13 protein-coding genes are annotated in these 16,163 nt (G+C 70.0%); 3 read left to right on the top strand and 10 right to left on the bottom strand.

Annotated features, from left to right (window positions below; translation table 11 throughout):
• The 6 genes from AB5J56_RS09985 to AB5J56_RS09960 form a co-directional block, all read right to left on the bottom strand.
• Positions 1 to 513: a MaoC family dehydratase gene (locus AB5J56_RS09985; protein ID WP_217452932.1), complete on the bottom strand. Its 513-nt coding sequence runs from the start codon at positions 511 to 513 to the stop codon at positions 1 to 3.
• A 5-nt stretch (positions 514 to 518) separates the two neighbouring features.
• Positions 519 to 1,484 carry a CoA ester lyase gene (locus AB5J56_RS09980; RefSeq protein ID WP_369232122.1) on the bottom strand — a complete coding sequence of 322 codons (966 nt, stop codon included), beginning with the start codon at positions 1,482 to 1,484 and terminating at the stop codon, positions 519 to 521.
• A complete protein-coding gene (locus tag AB5J56_RS09975; protein WP_369232120.1) occupies positions 1,481 to 3,631 on the bottom strand; it encodes a protein meaA in 2,151 nt (716 codons plus the stop codon). Before AB5J56_RS09975 ends, AB5J56_RS09980 begins: the two co-directional genes overlap by 4 nt.
• Before the next feature lie 10 nt (positions 3,632 to 3,641).
• Positions 3,642 to 4,979, bottom strand: a complete 1,338-nt coding sequence (ccrA, locus tag AB5J56_RS09970) for a crotonyl-CoA carboxylase/reductase (protein WP_369232118.1) — start codon at positions 4,977 to 4,979, stop codon at positions 3,642 to 3,644.
• Positions 4,980 to 5,390: 411 nt separating this feature from the next.
• Complete coding sequence (locus AB5J56_RS09965; RefSeq protein WP_369232116.1) at positions 5,391 to 6,203, bottom strand: TetR family transcriptional regulator; 813 nt, start codon at positions 6,201 to 6,203, stop codon at positions 5,391 to 5,393.
• Positions 6,204 to 6,363: 160 nt separating this feature from the next.
• Complete coding sequence (locus AB5J56_RS09960; RefSeq protein ID WP_369232114.1) at positions 6,364 to 8,169, bottom strand: 3-hydroxyacyl-CoA dehydrogenase family protein; 1,806 nt, start codon at positions 8,167 to 8,169, stop codon at positions 6,364 to 6,366.
• Positions 8,170 to 8,537: 368 nt separating this feature from the next.
• Between AB5J56_RS09960 and AB5J56_RS09955 the strand changes: the two genes are divergently transcribed.
• Positions 8,538 to 9,110, top strand: coding sequence for an adenylosuccinate lyase (locus AB5J56_RS09955; protein ID WP_369232112.1), 573 nt, complete (start codon positions 8,538 to 8,540; stop codon positions 9,108 to 9,110).
• A 1-nt stretch (position 9,111) separates the two neighbouring features.
• On the opposite strand, the gene AB5J56_RS09950 is transcribed toward AB5J56_RS09955, so the two are convergent.
• The 4 genes from AB5J56_RS09950 to AB5J56_RS09935 all read right to left on the bottom strand — a co-directional run bounded on the left by AB5J56_RS09950 (position 9,112) and on the right by AB5J56_RS09935 (position 12,808).
• Positions 9,112 to 9,372, bottom strand: coding sequence for a GNAT family N-acetyltransferase (locus tag AB5J56_RS09950; RefSeq protein WP_369232110.1), 261 nt, complete (start codon positions 9,370 to 9,372; stop codon positions 9,112 to 9,114).
• Between the two features lie 156 nt (positions 9,373 to 9,528).
• Positions 9,529 to 9,927: a RidA family protein gene (locus AB5J56_RS09945; protein WP_369232108.1), complete on the bottom strand. Its 399-nt coding sequence runs from the start codon at positions 9,925 to 9,927 to the stop codon at positions 9,529 to 9,531.
• Positions 9,928 to 9,993: 66 nt separating this feature from the next.
• A complete protein-coding gene (locus AB5J56_RS09940; protein WP_369232106.1) occupies positions 9,994 to 11,586 on the bottom strand; it encodes an alpha/beta hydrolase in 1,593 nt (530 codons plus the stop codon).
• Positions 11,587 to 11,764: 178 nt separating this feature from the next.
• Complete coding sequence (locus tag AB5J56_RS09935) at positions 11,765 to 12,808, bottom strand: Rv2578c family radical SAM protein (protein ID WP_369232104.1); 1,044 nt, start codon at positions 12,806 to 12,808, stop codon at positions 11,765 to 11,767.
• A gap of 213 nt (positions 12,809 to 13,021) precedes the next feature.
• Here AB5J56_RS09935 and AB5J56_RS09930 point away from each other — a divergent pair, with 213 nt between their 5' ends.
• Positions 13,022 to 13,465 carry an SRPBCC family protein gene (locus tag AB5J56_RS09930; protein ID WP_369232102.1) on the top strand — a complete coding sequence of 148 codons (444 nt, stop codon included), beginning with the start codon at positions 13,022 to 13,024 and terminating at the stop codon, positions 13,463 to 13,465.
• A 164-nt stretch (positions 13,466 to 13,629) separates the two neighbouring features.
• Positions 13,630 to 16,023 carry an MFS transporter gene (locus tag AB5J56_RS09925; protein ID WP_369232101.1) on the top strand — a complete coding sequence of 798 codons (2,394 nt, stop codon included), beginning with the start codon at positions 13,630 to 13,632 and terminating at the stop codon, positions 16,021 to 16,023.
• Positions 16,024 to 16,163 lie beyond the last annotated feature (140 nt).

Genomic DNA, 16,163 nt, shown 5'->3' with positions numbered 1-16,163 from the left:
CTACTTCTCCTGCTCCTTGAGCTGGGGGCGGCCGGGCTGCTCGCCGCCGCGCTCCTTGATGTACGTCTCGGTCGGCACCATCACCTTGCGGCGGAACACGCAGACCAGCGTGCCGTCCTGCTTGTAGCCCTTGGTCTCGACGTAGACGATCCCGCGGTCGTTCTTCGACCTCGACGGCGTCTTGTCGAGGACCGTCGTCTCGCCGTAGATCGTGTCGCCGTGGAAGGTCGGCGCCACGTGACGCAGCGACTCGATCTCCAGGTTGGCGATCGCCTTGCCCGACACGTCCGGAACGGACATGCCGAGGAGCAGCGAGTAGATGTAGTTGCCTACGACGACGTTCTTGCCGAAGTCCGTCGTGTTCTCCGCATAGTTGGTGTCCATGTGGAGCGGGTGGTGGTTCATGGTGAGCAGACAGAAGAGGTGGTCGTCGTACTCGGTGACCGTTTTTCCGGGCCAGTGCTTGTAGACCGCGCCGACCTCGAACTCCTCGTAGGTGCGTCCGAACTGCATGGTGCTCAGGCCTCCGGGGCTTCGAACTTGCTGGTGCGCTGCATGCCGGCGGCCCGGCCCTTGCCCGAGATGACGAGCGCCATCTTGCGGCTGGCCTCGTCGATCATCTCGTCGCCCAGCATCGCGGAGCCCTTCTTGCCGCCCGCCTCGGACGTGTAGAAGTCGTACGCGTCCAGGATCAGCTCGGCGTGGTCGAAGTCCTCCTGCGACGGCGAGAAGATCTCGTTGGCTGCGGCGACCTGGTCCGGGTGCAGCACCCACTTGCCGTCGAAGCCGAGCGCGGCGGCGCGCTGGGCGACCGCCTTGTAGCCGTCCTGGTTGCGGATCTGCAGGTAGGGGCCGTCGATCGCCTGGAGGTTGTTGGCGCGGGCGGCCATCAGGATGGCCATCAGGATGTAGTGGTACGCGTCGGCGCCGTAGCCGGGCGGCTGCTCGCCGACGACCAGGGACTTCATGTTGATGGAGGCCATGAAGTCGGCCGGGCCGAAGATGATCGTCTCCACGCGCTGCGAAGCGGTGGCGATCGCGTTGACGTTGTTCAGGCCCTGGGCGTTCTCGATCTGCGCCTCGATGCCGATCTTGCCGACCTCGAAGCCCATCGTCTTCTCGATCTGCGTCAGCAGCAGGTCGAGGGCCACGATCTGCTGGGCGTCCTGGACCTTCGGCAGCATGATGCAGTCGAGGTTCTGTCCGGCGCCCTCGACGACCGTGACGACATCGCGGTACGTCCACTCGGTCGTCCAGTCGTTGACGCGCACGACCCGCGTCTTGCCCGTCCAGTCACCCTCGTTGAGGAACTTGACGATGGTGTGCCGCGCCTCCGGCTTGGCGAGCGGCGCGCACGCGTCCTCCAGGTCGAGGAAGACCTGGTCGGCGGCCAGGCCCTGGGCCTTCTCCAGGAAGCGGGGGTTCGAGCCGGGCACGGCCAGGCAGGAGCGCCGCGGACGCAGGCGGTTGACGGGGCTGGTCATGCGGGGACCTCCAGGGGGTCGAGCTTGTTCGCTTTGCGGATCTCGTCGACGATGCGGCCGATGATTCCGGTGATGTCGAAGTCCTTCGGGGTGAAGACCGCGGCGACTCCGGCGGCCCGGAGCTGCTCGGCGTCACCATTCGGGATGATGCCACCGGCGATCACCGGGATGTCTGTGGCACCGGCCACACGGAGCCGTTCCAGCACGTCCGGCACCAGCTGGGCGTGCGAGCCGGACAGGATGGACAGGCCGACGCCGTGCACGTCCTCGGCGAGCGCCGCGGCCACGATCTCCTCCGGGGTGAGCCGGATGCCCTGGTAGACCACCTCGAACCCGGCGTCGCGGGCCCGCACGGCGATCTGCTCGGCGCCGTTGGAGTGCCCGTCCAGGCCCGGCTTGCCCACCAGGAAGCGGAGCTTGCCGACGCCCATCTCCTTGGCGGTCAGCTCCACCTTGCGGCGGACCAGGGCCAGCGCGGTGCCCTCCTCGGCGGTGACGGCGACGGGCGCCGACGAGACACCGGTGGGGGCCCGGAACTCGCCGAACACCTCGCGCAGGGCGCCGGACCACTCGCCGGTCGTGACCCCGGCGCGGGCGCACTCCAGGGTGGCCTCCATGAGGTTGCCGGTGCCCTGCGCGGCCTCCTTCAGCTTCTCCAGCGCCTTGCACGGGCGCGGGTGGTTGAAGGGCGGCTGGTAGCGGGTGTCGCGCCAGTGCTTGAGCGCGCCGACCACACGGGCCTCGACCGCCGGGTCGACCGTCTGGATCGCCGCGTCCAGGTCGGCCGTCAGCGGGTTCGGCTCGGTCGACTGGAAGATGTTGACGCCGACGATCTTCTCCTCGCCGCCCTCGATCCGGGCCCGGCGCAGCGCGTGCGAGGAGACGAGCTGCGACTTCAGGTAGCCCGACTCGACGGCGGCCATCGCGCCGCCCATCTCCTGGATGCGGTCGATCTCGGCGAGCGACTCCTCCATCAGGGAGGCCACCTTGGCCTCGATGACGTGCGAGCCCTCGAAGATGTCCGCGTACTCCAGCAGGTCGCTCTCGTAGGCGAGCACCTGCTGCATGCGCAGCGACCACTGCTGGTCCCAGGGCCGGGGCAGGCCCAACGCCTCGTTCCAGGCCGGGAGTTGGACGGCACGCGCGCGTGCGTCCTTGGAGAGGGTCACGGCCAGCATCTCCAGCACGATCCGCTGGATGTTGTTCTCCGGCTGCGCCTCGGTCAGACCGAGGGAGTTGACCTGGACGCCGTACCGGAAACGCCGGTGCTTGGGGTTCTCGATGCCGTACCGCTCGCGCGTGATCTTGTCCCAGATGCGGCCGAACGCCCGCATCTTGCACATCTCCTCGACGAAGCGGACGCCCGCGTTCACGAAGAAGGAGATACGCGCGACCACATCACCCTTCTGGTCCTCGCGGATCTGGCCGGACGCGAACACCGCGTCCAGGACGGCGATCGCGGTGGACATCGCGTACGCGATCTCCTGGACCGGGGTGGCTCCCGCCTCCTGCAGGTGGTAGCTGCAGATGTTGATCGGGTTCCACTTGGGCATGTTGTTGACGGTGTAGCAGATCATGTCCGTCGTCAGACGGAGCGAGGGACCCGGCGGGAACACGTGCGTGCCCCGCGACAGGTACTCCTTCACGATGTCGTTCTGGGTCGTGCCCTGGAGCTGGGTGACGTCCGCGCCCTGCTCCTCGGCGACGACCTGATAGAGCGCCAGCAGCCACATGGCGGTGGCGTTGATGGTCATCGAGGTGTTCATCTGCTCCAGGGGGATGTCCTGGAACAGCCGGCGCATGTCACCGAGGTGCGAGACCGGGACCCCGACGCGGCCCACCTCGCCGCGGGCGAGGATGTGGTCGGGGTCGTAGCCGGTCTGCGTCGGCAGGTCGAAGGCCACGGAGAGGCCCGTCTGCCCCTTGGCGAGGTTGCGCCGGTACAGCTCGTTGGACGCCTCGGCGGTCGAGTGACCGGCATAGGTCCGCATGAGCCACGGCCGGTCCCTTTCTTTTGGCTCCTGCGCCGGAGGGCGCTGGTTGCCGGCGTCGACGTTCCTCAGCCCGCGGTCGCTGCGCTCCCTTGTCTTCGTCTCTTTCGACGCCGGCGCGCCCTCCGGCGCAGGAGCGGTCTGGCGCTCTGTCATCAGTCGGACCTCAGATGTTCCGGAAGCGGTTGATGGCGTCGATGTGCTGGGCGCGCTTCTCGTGGTCGCGGACGCCCAGGCCCTCCTCGGGCGCGAGCGCCAGCACGCCGACCTTGCCCTGGTGGAGGTTGCGGTGCACGTCGTACGCGGCCTGGCCGGTGTCCTCCAGCGAGTACACCTTGGACAGGGTCGGGTGGATCTTGCCCTTCGCGATGAGCCGGTTGGCCTCCCAGGCCTCGCGGTAGTTGGCGAAGTGCGAGCCGATGATCCGCTTCAGGGACATCCACAGGTAGCGGTTGTCGTACTCGTGGTTGTAGCCCGAGGTCGAGGCGCAGGTGACGATCGTGCCGCCCTTGCGCGTGACGTACACGGAGGCGCCGAAGGTCTCGCGGCCCGGGTGCTCGAAGACGATGTCCACGTCCTCGCCGCCGGTCAGCTCGCGGATGCGCTTGCCGAAGCGCTTCCACTCCTTCGGGTCCTGGTTGTGCTCGTCCTTCCAGAACCTGTAGTCCTCGGCGTTGCGGTCGATGATCGCCTCGGCGCCCATCGCGCGGCAGATGTCCGCCTTCTGCTCGCTGCTCACGACACAGATGGGGTTGGCGCCACCGGCGAGCGCGAACTGCGTCGCGTACGAGCCGAGGCCGCCGCTCGCGCCCCAGATGAGCACGTTGTCGCCCTGCTTCATGCCGGCGCCGTTGCGGGAGACCAGCTGGCGGTACGCGGTGGAGTTGACCAGGCCCGGAGCGGCGGCCTCCTCCCAGCTGAGGTGGTCCGGCTTCGGCATCAGCTGGTTGGACTTGACGAGCGCGATCTCGGCGAGGCCGCCGAAGTTCGTCTCGAAGCCCCAGATGCGCTGCTCGGGGTCGAGCATCGTGTCGTTGTGGCCGTCCGAGGACTCCAGCTCGACGCTCAGACAGTGCGCGACGACCTCGTCACCCGGCTTCCAGGAGTTCACGCCCGGGCCGGTGCGCAGGACGACGCCCGCGAGGTCGGAACCGATGATGTGGTAGGGCAGGTCGTGGCGCTTGGTGAGCTCGCTGAGCCTGCCGTAGCGCTCCAGGAAGCCGAAGGTCGACATCGGCTCGAAGATCGAGGTCCAGACCGAGTTGTAGTTCACGGAGGAGGCCATGACGGCCACCAGGGCCTCGCCCGGGCCGAGCTCCGGCACCGGCACGTCGTCCAGGTGGATCGACTTGCGGGGGTCCTTGTCGCGGGTGGCGAGCCCGGTGAACATCTCCGTCTCGTCCTTGTGCACGGTGATCGCGCGGTACGACTCGGGGAGCGGCAGAGCGGCGAAGTCGGCAGACGTGGCGGTCTGCGACTGAATCGCGTCCAGGATTTCCTTCACGGTGTTGCCTCCGGCGAAAGGCGTCTTGAGGGGAGACGCTGAGGGTCACGTCGGTGTGCTGCTGTGGGTGTGAGGGTTGCCGTCGGTTCGGCGAAGGTGGTGCTACGGCAGCGCTTTGTGGCGCGAAGGGTGCCTGTGACGCAGGCGTCCGGGCGCGCAAGCCAGTTGGTTGCGGGGACAGCCGGCGTACGAAAGGTCTCTGCACGCCGGCCGCCCGGACAACATCAACGTATGGCACCGCGTGTCACCCCGCAAGGCACGCAGTGCCAGAAGTTGCGCTCAGGTGAAATCTTTACGTAACACGTGAGCGATGATCGATCAGGTGGCGACGCAAAAACGCCGGACGGGGGCAAAAGCCCGTCCGGCGTTTGAGGAGAAGCGGCGGCAGCCGCGGTTCTGAGACGGAGGTCGCTACGACCGTTCCCGCAGGGCCTGCTCGATGGTTCGCATGACCTGGTCCAACGGGGCGTCGACCCGGGCGACGGTCACCAGGACATCCCCTTCGGTGAAGGAGGAAGCGGGCGCCGGCCGGGGCGAGGTCTCGCGCCCGACCCCGATACCCGTGCCGAACGTGCGCTGCACGATGGCGAAGGCGTGGTCGAGCTGGCCCTCCACGTCTCCCTGTCCGCCGGCCCGCAGCCAGCGACGCAGTACGTGGTTGTGGGCCGTGACCACGGCCGACGCGGCGACCTCCGCGAGCAGCGGGTCGTCGTTCGCGTCGTCGTCGTGGGCGTGCTCGTCGAAGTGGCCGAGGAGATAGCGGGTGAAGAGGCGCTCGTAGCGGGCGACCGAGGCGATCTCGCGCTCGCGGAGGGTGGGCACCTCACGCGTGAGCCGGTAGCGCTCGACGGACACGGCCGGGGAGGCCGCGTACATCTTCATGACTTCCTTGATGCCGCGGCACACGGTGTCGAGCGGGTGCTCGTGCGCGGGGGCCGCGTTCAGCACCGCCTCGGCGCGGACCAGGGTGTCGTCGTGGTCGGGGAAGATCGCCTCTTCCTTGGAGCGGAAGTGGCGGAAGAACGTGCGCCGTGCGACACCGGCCTGGGCGGCGATCTCGTCGACGGTGGTCGCCTCGTACCCCTTGGTCGCGAACAGCTCCATGGCCGCGGCCGCCAGCTCCCGGCGCATCTTGAGCCGCTGGGCGGCGGCGCGTGTGCCGGCGGCACTTTCCGGTGCGTCGGTCGTAGCCGGTGTACGTGAGGACTTGGCGGGCTGGGACATGACCCGAACGTACTGCATGTGCGCAGGAGAGCGCTCATGGCCGGGGGTCCCCCCGCCCTTGGCGGGCGGGGGGTCGGCGGGCAGGGCGGACGGGAGATGGCCGCCCGGATCCAGGAGCCCGCCCCAGTCGGCGGACTCCGTGTGCCGGTCCTCGCCGGTCTCAGCGCCGGGCATATTCGCGGAAGCCGCGGCCCGTCTTGCGGCCGAGGCAGCCCGCGGCCACCAAGTGCTCCAGGAGCGGCGCCGGGGCGAGGCCCGGGTCGCGGAACTCGCGGTGCAGAACCTTCTCGATGGCCAGCGAGACGTCCAGGCCGACCACGTCGAGGAGTTCGAACGGGCCCATCGGGTAGCCGCCACCGAGCTTCATCGCGGCGTCGATGTCGTCGAGCGTCGCGTAGTGCTCCTGCACCATCTTGATGGCGTTGTTCAGGTACGGGAACAGCAGCGCGTTCACGATGAAACCGGCGCGGTCGCCGCAGTCCACCGGGTGCTTGCGGATCTTGGCGCAGACCTCGCGGACGGTGGCGTGCACGTCGTCCGCCGTCAGCACGGTCCGCACGACCTCGACCAGCTTCATCGCCGGGGCCGGGTTGAAGAAGTGCATGCCGATCACGTCCTGCGGGCGCGAGGTGGCGCGGGCGCAGGCCACGACGGGCAGCGAGGAGGTGGTGGTGGCGAGGATCGCGCCGGGCTTGCAGACCTTGTCGAACGCGGCGAACAGCTGCTGCTTGACCTCCAGGTCCTCGGCGACGGCCTCCAGGGCCAGGTCGACCTCGGCGAAGGCGTCGTAGGAGCCGGCCGGGGTGATCAGGTCCAGGGTTCCCGCGGCGGCCTCGGCGGTCATCCGGCCCTTGTCGACGGAGCGCGCCAGCGACTTGCCGATGCGGGCCTTGGCGGCCTGCGCCTTCTCCTCGCTGCGGGCGGCGAGGACCACCTCGTACCCGGCCTTCGCGAAGACCTCCGCGATGCCGGACGCCATCGTGCCGGAGCCCGCGACGCCGACCGAGCGGATGGTGCGTCCCTCGGCCAGGGCCGCACCCTCCAGCGGCGTCAGCGCGTCCCGCACGACGGTGGTGCTGCCGGGGGCCTCGTACGTGTAGAAGCCGCGCCCCGACTTGCGGCCGGTCAGGCCCGCCTCGCTGAGCTGCTTGAGGATGGGCGCGGGGGCGTGCAGGCGGTCGTGCGACTCGGCGTACATGGCCTCCAGGACCGTGCGCGCGGTGTCGATGCCGATCAGGTCGAGCAGGGCGAGCGGGCCCATCGGCAGGCCGCAGCCGAGCTTCATCGCGGCGTCGATGTCCTCGCGGGAGGCGTACTTGGCCTCGTACATCGCCGCTGCCTGGTTGAGGTAGCCGAACAGCAGCCCGTCCGCGACGAAACCGGGGCGGTCGCCGACCGCGACGGGCTCCTTGCCGAGGTCCAGGGCGAGATCGGTGACCGCGGCGACGGCCGCGGGCGCGGTCAGCACCGACGAGACGACCTCGACCAGCTTCATCGCCGGGGCCGGGTTGAAGAAGTGCAGTCCGAGCACCCGCTCCGGACGGGCCGAGTCGGCCGCCAGACGCGTGACCGAGAGGGCGTTGGTGCCGGTCGCGAGGATCGTCTCCGGCCGCACGACGGCGTCCAGCGCGCGGAAGACCTGCTGCTTGATCTCGTACGACTCCGGGACCACCTCGATGACCAGGTCGGCGTCGGCCGCCGCCCGAAGATCGGTGAAGGTCCGGAAGCGGGCCAGGGCGTCGTCGCGCTCCTGCTCCGTGAGACGGCCGCGCTGCACGGCGCGGGCGGTGGAGGTTTCGAGCGAGGCGACCGCCTGGGCGGCCGCGGCCTCGCTGATGTCGATGCCGATGACTTCGCGACCGGCGCGAGCCAGGACCTCGGTGATGCCGGTGCCCATGGTGCCGAGGCCGATGACGGCGACGGTCTTCAACGGGGACGCGGAGGGGTCGGACAGGGGAGCGGCCATCGCGGGACTCCAGGAAGAGGGTGACGACTGAGGTACGCACGGAGGTACGCCAACGGGCGCACGGAGTGCGGCAGATGCGGGTGTTGCCGGGCTGACTGGCGCACACGCCCGGCGCCGTCCGGGGACGCGAAGCACATGCGTCCGAGGAACGGTGGAGATCGACCGGCCCTGTCCCAGGCCATGTCGTACTGAGGTACCTGAAGTACCGAACCGACTGCTCTCCCGATGGCTGCGTCACCAGGCCACCGCGAGTAAGACACGAGTGGGTAACTCGCTCGTCTGAGCTTAACCCGCCAGTAACGAGCACGCCACCCCCCGAGTTTGTGATGTACGTCCCCGCCGCTCAAGCACGGCTCTAGGCTCGCGGCATGGACGAGGAGTTGCGATCACTCACGGAGCGTTTACGGCGCGAGGCGGGGGGCTCGGCGGCGTACGAGCGGCTCGTGGCGAGCGGCGACCTCGATGAACTGGCGGCCGCGCTGACCGCGCCCGGGCAGCCCCTGTGGGCCAGGGAACTGGTCGCCTTCCGGCTGGGGGTCGCCGGGGACCGGCGGGCCTTCGAGGCGCTCGTCCTGCTGCTCAACCACCGCGACCCGCAGCGCTGCGCGTCCGCCGCGCACGCCCTGGCCCGGCTCGGCGATCCGCGCACCGCCCGCGCCGCGGCCGCGCTCGCCACCAACGAACTCCGGGTCGCCTACGCGCTCCACCCGGTACGGCTGCTGGCCGAACTGCGCGCCCCCGAGGCCGTGCCCGCCCTGATCACCACGCTGGAGCGGCGGCTGCACCCGCACGACCCGTACCGCAGGGTCGCGCTCGCCTGCATCGAGGGGCTGGGCGCGATGGGCGATCCCCGCGCGCGACCCGTCCTGACCGGGGCCCTCGCGCACCCGGCCCTCGCGGAGGCGGCGGTCCACGCGCTGGCGCGGCTCCCCACGTCGTAGCTCAGCAGCGTGTGTCGCGGTCCAGCGTCCGGGCGTACCGCACCTCGGGCACCGAGACCCCTTCCACCTCGAACGGTTCCTCGGCCCCGTCGGGACGGAACCCGGCCCGCTCGTAGAAGCGCCGCGCGTCGGCGTTCCCCTTCAGCACCCACAGCAGCATCCGCGGACGCCCGGCCCCGGCGCACCGGCCGGTCGACTCCCGCAGCAGAGCCTGCCCCACCCCGGCGCCGACCTGATCGGGGCGGACGTAGATGGCGTACAACTCGGCGTCCCCGGTGCGGACTTCACCGTCCCGGTAGGGGCCGTGGCAGGCCCGGCCGACGTCGTCGCCGCGTACAACGGGGGTTTTAGCCCTTGGCGCGCGGTCCGGCGACCCGGTCGCAGTCGGCCAGGGTCATCTCCCGGACGCGGAGACCGCTCACCCGCCGATCACCGCGTACGCCTCGATCTCCATCAGGAACTCGGGGCGGACCAGCGCCGCGACCTGGACCGCCGACGCGGCGGGGAGGCGGTCGGCGGGTATGTGGGCGTCGCGGGCTGCGCGGATGGCGGGCATGTGGGCCATGTCCGTGACGAAGAAGGTGAGTTTGACGACGTCGTCGAAGCCGGCCCCGGCGGCGGCCAGGCAGCGGCGCAGGTTCTCGAAGACCTGCCGGGCCTGCGCCGCCGGATCGCCCTCGCCCACGAGCTTGCCGTCCTCGTCCAGCGCGAGTTGGCCGGAGACCGCGACGAAGCGGCCCGTGCCCATGACGACGTGCGTGTACGCGGCGGCGGGGGCGACCCCGTCGGGGGCGGGAATCCTGGTCAGCTCACTCATGCGTCCATGGTGGACCATGGCACTGACAACGCCCCCGACGGGCCGTCACCTCCTGCCCGACCGGGTTCAGCCGCGGAAGCCGAGCAGCCCGTGCAGGGTCGAGCCGTGCGAGGAGCCGGAGGCCGCCTTCGCGCCCAGCGGCTTCGGGTCGGGCCGCTTCTTGCACACCGCGTCGACCTCGCCGCCGCTGCGCGGCACCTTGCCGTCCTTCAGATACGCCGCCAGGTACTTGTCCAGGCAGGCGTTCCCGCTCAGCGTGATCCCGTGGTTCCCGCCGCCCTGTTCGACGACCAGACTGGAGTCGCGCAGCAGGTGGTGGACGGCGACACCGCCCTCGTACGGAGTGGCCGCGTCATTGGTGGCCTGGAAGAGCAGCGCCGGGGGCAGCTCGTCGTTGGACACGTCCACGGGCTCCAGGGTGTCCGTCGGCCAGAACGCGCACGGCGCGTTGTACCAGGCGTTGTTCCACGCCATGAACGGCGCCTTGTCGTACACCGCCCAGTTGTCCTCGCGCCACTGGTTCCAGTCGTGCGGCCAGGACGCGTCACGGCACTGCACCGAGGTGTAGATGCTGTAGCCGTTGTCACCGGAGGCGTCCACGGCGCCGAAGTTCTCGTACGCCTCGACCAGCGGGTCGGAGTCCTTGTCGTTCACATAAGCCGCGAACGCCGCCGCGAGGTAGGGCCAGTAGCCGTTGTAGTAGCCGCCGGGGATGTAGGTGTCCTCCAGCTCGGAGGCGCCCACCTTCTTCTGCGCGGGCTTCTTGGCGAGCGCCGCACGCATCGCGTACCACTTGGCCTCGACCTTGGCGGGATCGGTGCCCAGCTTGTACGTCCTGTTGTACTTGGCGACCCACGCCATGAACGCCATATGGCGGTCGTTGAAGGCGTGGTCCTGCTGCATGTTGTCGTCGTACCAGGCACCGGTGGGGTCGACGATCGAGTCGAGCACCAGGCGGCGGACGCGGTCGGGGAACAGCTTCGCGTACACGGCGCCCAGGTAGGTGCCGTACGAGTACCCGAAGTAGCTGATCGTCTCGGCGCCGAGCGCGTGCCGGATCGAGTCCATGTCACGGACCGCGCTGACCGTGTCGATGTACGGCAGGACGTCCTTGTACTTGGTCCCGCACGCGGCGGCGAAGGCCTTGGCCCGCTTGAGGTTCGCCTTCTCCAGGGCGTGGGTGAGCGGCAGGGTGTCCGGGCGCACCGGGTTGAAGTGGCCGGCCTTGCAGACGAGCGCGGGCTTGCTCTTGCCCACGCCGCGCGGGTCGAAGCCGATGACGTCGTACTGCGCTGCCACCGCCTTGGGCAGCGAGGACGCCACGAAACCGGCGAGCGTGAGTCCGCTCGCGCCGGGTCCGCCCGGGTTCACCAGCAGCGGACCTTGGTACGTCTTCGCGGTGTGCGGAACGCGCGACAGTGCGAGCGTGATGCGCCGGCTGTAGGGGTCGAAGTGGTCGAGCGGCACCTTCAACGACGCGCACTGCAACGTCGGGTAGGCCGTGGTGCCGCACTTCTTCCAGGTCACCTTCGCGGTGCGGACCGAGGGGGCGGTGCCCGACGCGGTCGCGGGGCCCGCGCTCGCGTCGGCCGGGACCGCGATCACCATCGCGGCCAACGCCGCTGCGGCACCGCAGAGTGCGGCTGCTCTTGTTTTCATGAGGCCTCCCGGGACGGAGGGTGTTGAGCCGTGCACACCACGGCCTTCGCCGCATCGTTCCGGAAAGGCCACCCGGAGGAACTGGTTCTGAGCAGAGTTGACCCGATCGGGGCGGGCGATGCGCTCGGATGCCGCCGGTGAGGGTCCAAAGGCCCTCTGAGCAGCGTGAGTGAAGCCTTCAGAGCAGGGTGAGCTGCGTCGGCTCCGGTGCCGCTGCCGGTCGCACGGGCTCGGGCGGGGTGATCCTGCGCGGCATGCCCCCGCGCGTGGGGCCGATGCCGTACTCCTGGGCCAGTTCGTGGACCTGACGGGTGATCCGCCGCTGGTACCACTTCGGGGCGTACGCGCCCTCCGCGTACAGCCGCTCGTAACGGCGCACCAGATAGGGGTGATGGTGCTCCAGCCAGGCCATGAACCACTCGCGGGCGCCGGGGCGCAGATGCAGCACGAGCGGGGTCACCGAGGTCGCGCCGGAGGCCGCGATGGCCCGTACGGTGGCGCGCAGCTGGGTGGGGTGGTCGCCGAGGAAGGGGATCACGGGGGCCATCAGGACCCCGCAGTCGATGCCGTGCTCCGACAGGGTGCGTACGGCCTCCAGGCGGCGTTCCGGCGCGGGCGTGCCCGGCTCGACGGTGCGCCACAGCTCGGTGTCGGTGAAGCCGACGGAGACGGAGATCCCGACGTCGGTGACCTCCGAGGCCTGCTTCAGGAGGTCGAGGTCGCGCAGGATCAGCGTGCCCTTCGTCAGGATCGAGAAGGGGTTCGCGTGGTCGTGCAGGGCCGCGATGATGCCGGGCATCAGCCGGTAGCGGCCCTCCGCGCGCTGGTAGCAGTCGACGTTGGTGCCCATCGCGATGTGCTCGCCGAGCCAGCGGCGCGAGCCCAGCTGGCGGCGCAGCAGCTCGGGTGCGTTGACCTTCACCACGATCTGGGAGTCGAAGTCGAGCCCTGTGTCGAGGTCGAGATAGCTGTGGGTGTTGCGTGCGAAGCAGTACACGCACGCGTGTGAGCAGCCCCGATAGGGGTTCACCGTCCACTCGAACGGCATGCGGGACGCCCCCGGCACGCGGTTCACGATCGACCTGGCCCGGATCTCGTGGAAGGTGATCCCGCGGAACTCCGGGGTGTCGAAGGTCCGGGTGGTCACCGCGTCCGCGCCGAACAGCGCGGCATCACGGGCGGGATCCCCGGCGGGGTCCGCTGTGAGGTTCTCCCAGCGCATGAGGCCTCCTCGGTAGCACTGACCACAGAATAGAACACATGTTCCCTTGATCGTGCGACCCTCATTTTCGATCGCCGTCCGGTCGTCCTCCGGTCGCCCCGCGGTCGTCTTGCGATCGCCGTCCGATCGCTTCGGGCACCCCGATTTGGGGGGCCGGGCCGGGGGGTGGTTGGCTTGCCCCCACCCCGAGAACCCAGGTGCTGGAGGAACGTAATGGCGCAGGTCGAGGCCACCACGGAGCGAGTCGTCTCAGCGGACGCGGAGAAGGTGTTCGACGCCCTCGCCGACTACAGCGGAACGCGCGAGAAGCTGCTGCCCGAGCACTTCAGCGAGTACGAGGTGCGCGAGGGCGGCGACGGCGAGGGCACCCTCGTCCACTGGAAGCTCCAGGCCACCAGCAAGCGCATCCGCGACTGCCTGTTCGAGGTCAGCGAGCCGACCGACGGCGAGCTCGTCGAGAAGGACCGCAACTCCTCGATGGTCACCACCTGGCGTGTCACCCCGGCCGGCGAGGGCAAGTCCCGCGTCGTCGTGACCACCGTGTGGGACGGCGCCGGCGGCGTCGGCGGCTTCTTCGAGCGGACGTTCGCGCCCAAGGGTCTCTCCCGGATCTACGACGCGCTGCTCGCCAAGCTCGCCGCCGAGATGGAGAAGTAGCCCGGGAAGCAACCCAAGAGGCAGCCGGTGAGGGCGCGTTGGCGCGCTCACCGGTTCGAGTGGATCTCCGTCCGGCGGGGCTCTGTGCCGTAACTCGTCGCACTTACTCGCAGTTGTCGCGTAATGCGGGATTCGTGCAGCAGGTGCGACGAGGGGAGCGGTACGTGGGCGGGATCACTCTGGTGCAGGACGAACCGGCCGTCGCGTCCCCGCAGGACCCCGCTCCGCCCGCATCCGCGTCCGTCGAACTCGGCCCGCGCCGGGTGCGGTTGGTCTTCGTCGGCCTCATGCTCGCGCTGCTGCTCGCCGCCCTGGACCAGATGATCGTCGCCACCGCGCTCCCGAAGATCGTCGGGGAGTTGCACGGCCTGGACAGAATGTCCTGGGCGATCACCGCCTATCTGCTCACCTCCACCGTCGGACTCCCCGTCTACGGCAAGCTCGGCGACCTCTTCGGCCGCAAGGGCGTCTTCCAGTTCGCGATCGCCGTCTTCGTCATCGGCTCGGCCCTCGCCGGCTGGTCGCGCACCATGGACGAGCTCATCGCCTTCCGTGCGGTGCAGGGCGTTGGCGCGGGCGGCCTCATGATCGGTGTGCAGGCGATCATCGCCGACATCGTGCCGCCCCGCGAACGCGGCCGCTTCATGGGTCTGATCGGTGCCGCCTTCGGCCTCGCCTCGGTCGCGGGACCGCTCCTCGGCGGCTACTTCACCGACCACCTCACGTGGCGGTGGTGCTTCTACGTCAATGTGCCCTTCGGCCTGGTGACCCTGCTCGTCATCACCGCCGTACTGAAGCTCCCGAAGCCCGCCGCCCGGGGGCGCCTCGACGTCCTCGGTGTGCTGCTGCTCGCCACCGCGTCAACCTGTCTGGTCCTGCTGACCAGTTGGGGCGGCACCGAGTACGCGTGGCGTTCGCGGGTCATCCTGGGGCTTGGTGCGGGCGCCCTCGTCGCGACGGTCCTCTTCCTGGTCGTCGAGCACTACGCGGCCGAACCCCTCATCCCGCTGCGACTGTTCAGGGACGGCGTCTTCAACGTCAGCGCGCTGGTGGGGCTGGTGATCGGCATCGCGCTGTTCGGCGCCGCCAGTTACCTGCCGACGTTTCTCCAGATGGTCGACGGCGCGAGCGCGACCGAGTCAGGGCTGCTGATGCTCCCCATGATGGGCGGCATCGTCGGCGCGTCCGTCATCTCCGGGCAGCTCATCAGCCACACCGGCCGCTACAAGGTCTTCCCGGTCCTCGGCGGCGCCCTCTCCGCCCTCGGCATGTGGCTCCTGTCCCGCCTCGAAGTCGACACGCCCCGGCTGCACTACAGCATCTGGATGGCCGTCCTGGGCGCCGGCATCGGCATGGTGATGCCGGTCCTGGTGCTCGCCGTGCAGAACTCCGTACGCCCGGCCGACCTCGGCACGGCCACCAGCGCCAACAACTACTTCCGGCAGATCGGCGGCAGCGTCGGCGCCGCCGTCTTCGGCACCCTGTTCGCCGGCCGGCTCACCGACTCCCTCGCCGACCGGCTCCCGCCGAGGGCGGGCGGCGGTCTCCCGGACGCCGAGTCCCTCACCCCGCAGCTCGTGCGCGCGTTGCCCGCCGCGCTGCGCGACGACTACATCGGCGCCTACGCCGACGCCATGCCGCGGATCTTCCTCTACCTCGTGCCGGTGCTCGTCATGGGCCTGCTCATCGCCTTCTTCCTCAAGGAGAAACCACTGGTGTCCCACCACACCCCCGCCGCCGACACCGTGACCGAAGCCGCCGCGTCCGTGCCGATCCCGGGGGCCCGTTCGTCGTACGCGGCCGGAATCCCCGTCTGTGGCACGGTGCAGCACCCCGACGGGACCGTCGTGCCACGCGCCGCGCTCACCCTCATCGACGTCGCCGGAGCGCAGATCGGGCGGGGCGGCAGCGGCGAGGACGGACGGTACGCGCTGTCCACGCCGGGATCGGGGTCCTACGTCCTGATCGCCGCGGCCGGGGGCCACCAGCCGCAGGCCGTCTCGGTCACCGTCGGCGAACGCCCGGTCGAGCTGGACGTCGTGCTCGGTGGCGCCGGGCGCCTGGCCGGGAGCGTGCAGACGGCGGAGGGCGCCCCGGTGCGCGAGGCCACCGTGACGCTCACCAACGTCCACGGGGAGGTCGTCGCCACCACCCGCAGCGGGCGCGAAGGGGGCTATGTCATCACGGAGTTGGTGGCCGGCGAGTACACCCTCGCGGCCAGCGCCCCGGCGTTCCGTCCGGCCGCGCTCCCCGTCACCGTGCAGGCCGCCCGCGAGACCCGCCAGGACGTCGAGCTCGCGGGCGGCGCCGTGCTGCGCGGCACCGTGCGGGCCGGTGGCGGACGGCCCGTCGAGGACGCCCGCGTGACCCTTCTGGACGCCGCGGGCAACGTGGTGGACACGCTCACCACCGGCGCCGACGGAACGTTCCGGTTCGTCGACCTGTCCTCCGGCGAGTACACCGTCATCGCGGCCGGATACCCGCCGGTGGCCACCGTGCTCCGGATGGCCGGGGGCGGCAGGACGGAACGCGATCTGCAACTCGGGCACGAGGACTGAGAGCATCTGACACAGGCTCTGCAGGCCCCGTCGGCGGATCAAGGCGGGCGGCGCGCGCCGGAGGCTACTGGGGAGTCCAATTCCCGTATTGCCACACATCGCAACCGGCCATCGCCGTACGGTAGTAGCGGCGGCACAGA

The sequence above is a fragment of the Streptomyces sp. R21 genome (genome assembly GCF_041051975.1).
Taxonomy (GTDB): Bacteria; Actinomycetota; Actinomycetes; order Streptomycetales; family Streptomycetaceae; genus Streptomyces.
This window is presented reverse-complemented; position numbering and strand designations above follow the sequence as displayed.

What these genes read in the sequence shown, in the direction of transcription:
- AB5J56_RS09955 (WP_369232112.1), top strand. Translation starts at nt 8,538, where the DNA reads ATGGACGAGGAGTTGCGATCACTCACGGAGCGTTTACGGCGCGAGGCG.
- AB5J56_RS09980 (WP_369232122.1), bottom strand. Translation starts at nt 1,484, where the DNA reads ATGACCAGCCCCGTCAACCGCCTGCGTCCGCGGCGCTCCTGCCTGGCC.
- AB5J56_RS09960 (WP_369232114.1), bottom strand. Translation starts at nt 8,169, where the DNA reads ATGGCCGCTCCCCTGTCCGACCCCTCCGCGTCCCCGTTGAAGACCGTC.
- AB5J56_RS09940 (WP_369232106.1), bottom strand. Translation starts at nt 11,586, where the DNA reads ATGAAAACAAGAGCAGCCGCACTCTGCGGTGCCGCAGCGGCGTTGGCC.
- AB5J56_RS09945 (WP_369232108.1), bottom strand. Translation starts at nt 9,927, where the DNA reads ATGAGTGAGCTGACCAGGATTCCCGCCCCCGACGGGGTCGCCCCCGCC.
- AB5J56_RS09965 (WP_369232116.1), bottom strand. Translation starts at nt 6,203, where the DNA reads ATGTCCCAGCCCGCCAAGTCCTCACGTACACCGGCTACGACCGACGCA.
- AB5J56_RS09975 (WP_369232120.1), bottom strand. Translation starts at nt 3,631, where the DNA reads ATGACAGAGCGCCAGACCGCTCCTGCGCCGGAGGGCGCGCCGGCGTCG.
- AB5J56_RS09930 (WP_369232102.1), top strand. Translation starts at nt 13,022, where the DNA reads ATGGCGCAGGTCGAGGCCACCACGGAGCGAGTCGTCTCAGCGGACGCG.
- AB5J56_RS09935 (WP_369232104.1), bottom strand. Translation starts at nt 12,808, where the DNA reads ATGCGCTGGGAGAACCTCACAGCGGACCCCGCCGGGGATCCCGCCCGT.
- AB5J56_RS09985 (WP_217452932.1), bottom strand. Translation starts at nt 513, where the DNA reads ATGCAGTTCGGACGCACCTACGAGGAGTTCGAGGTCGGCGCGGTCTAC.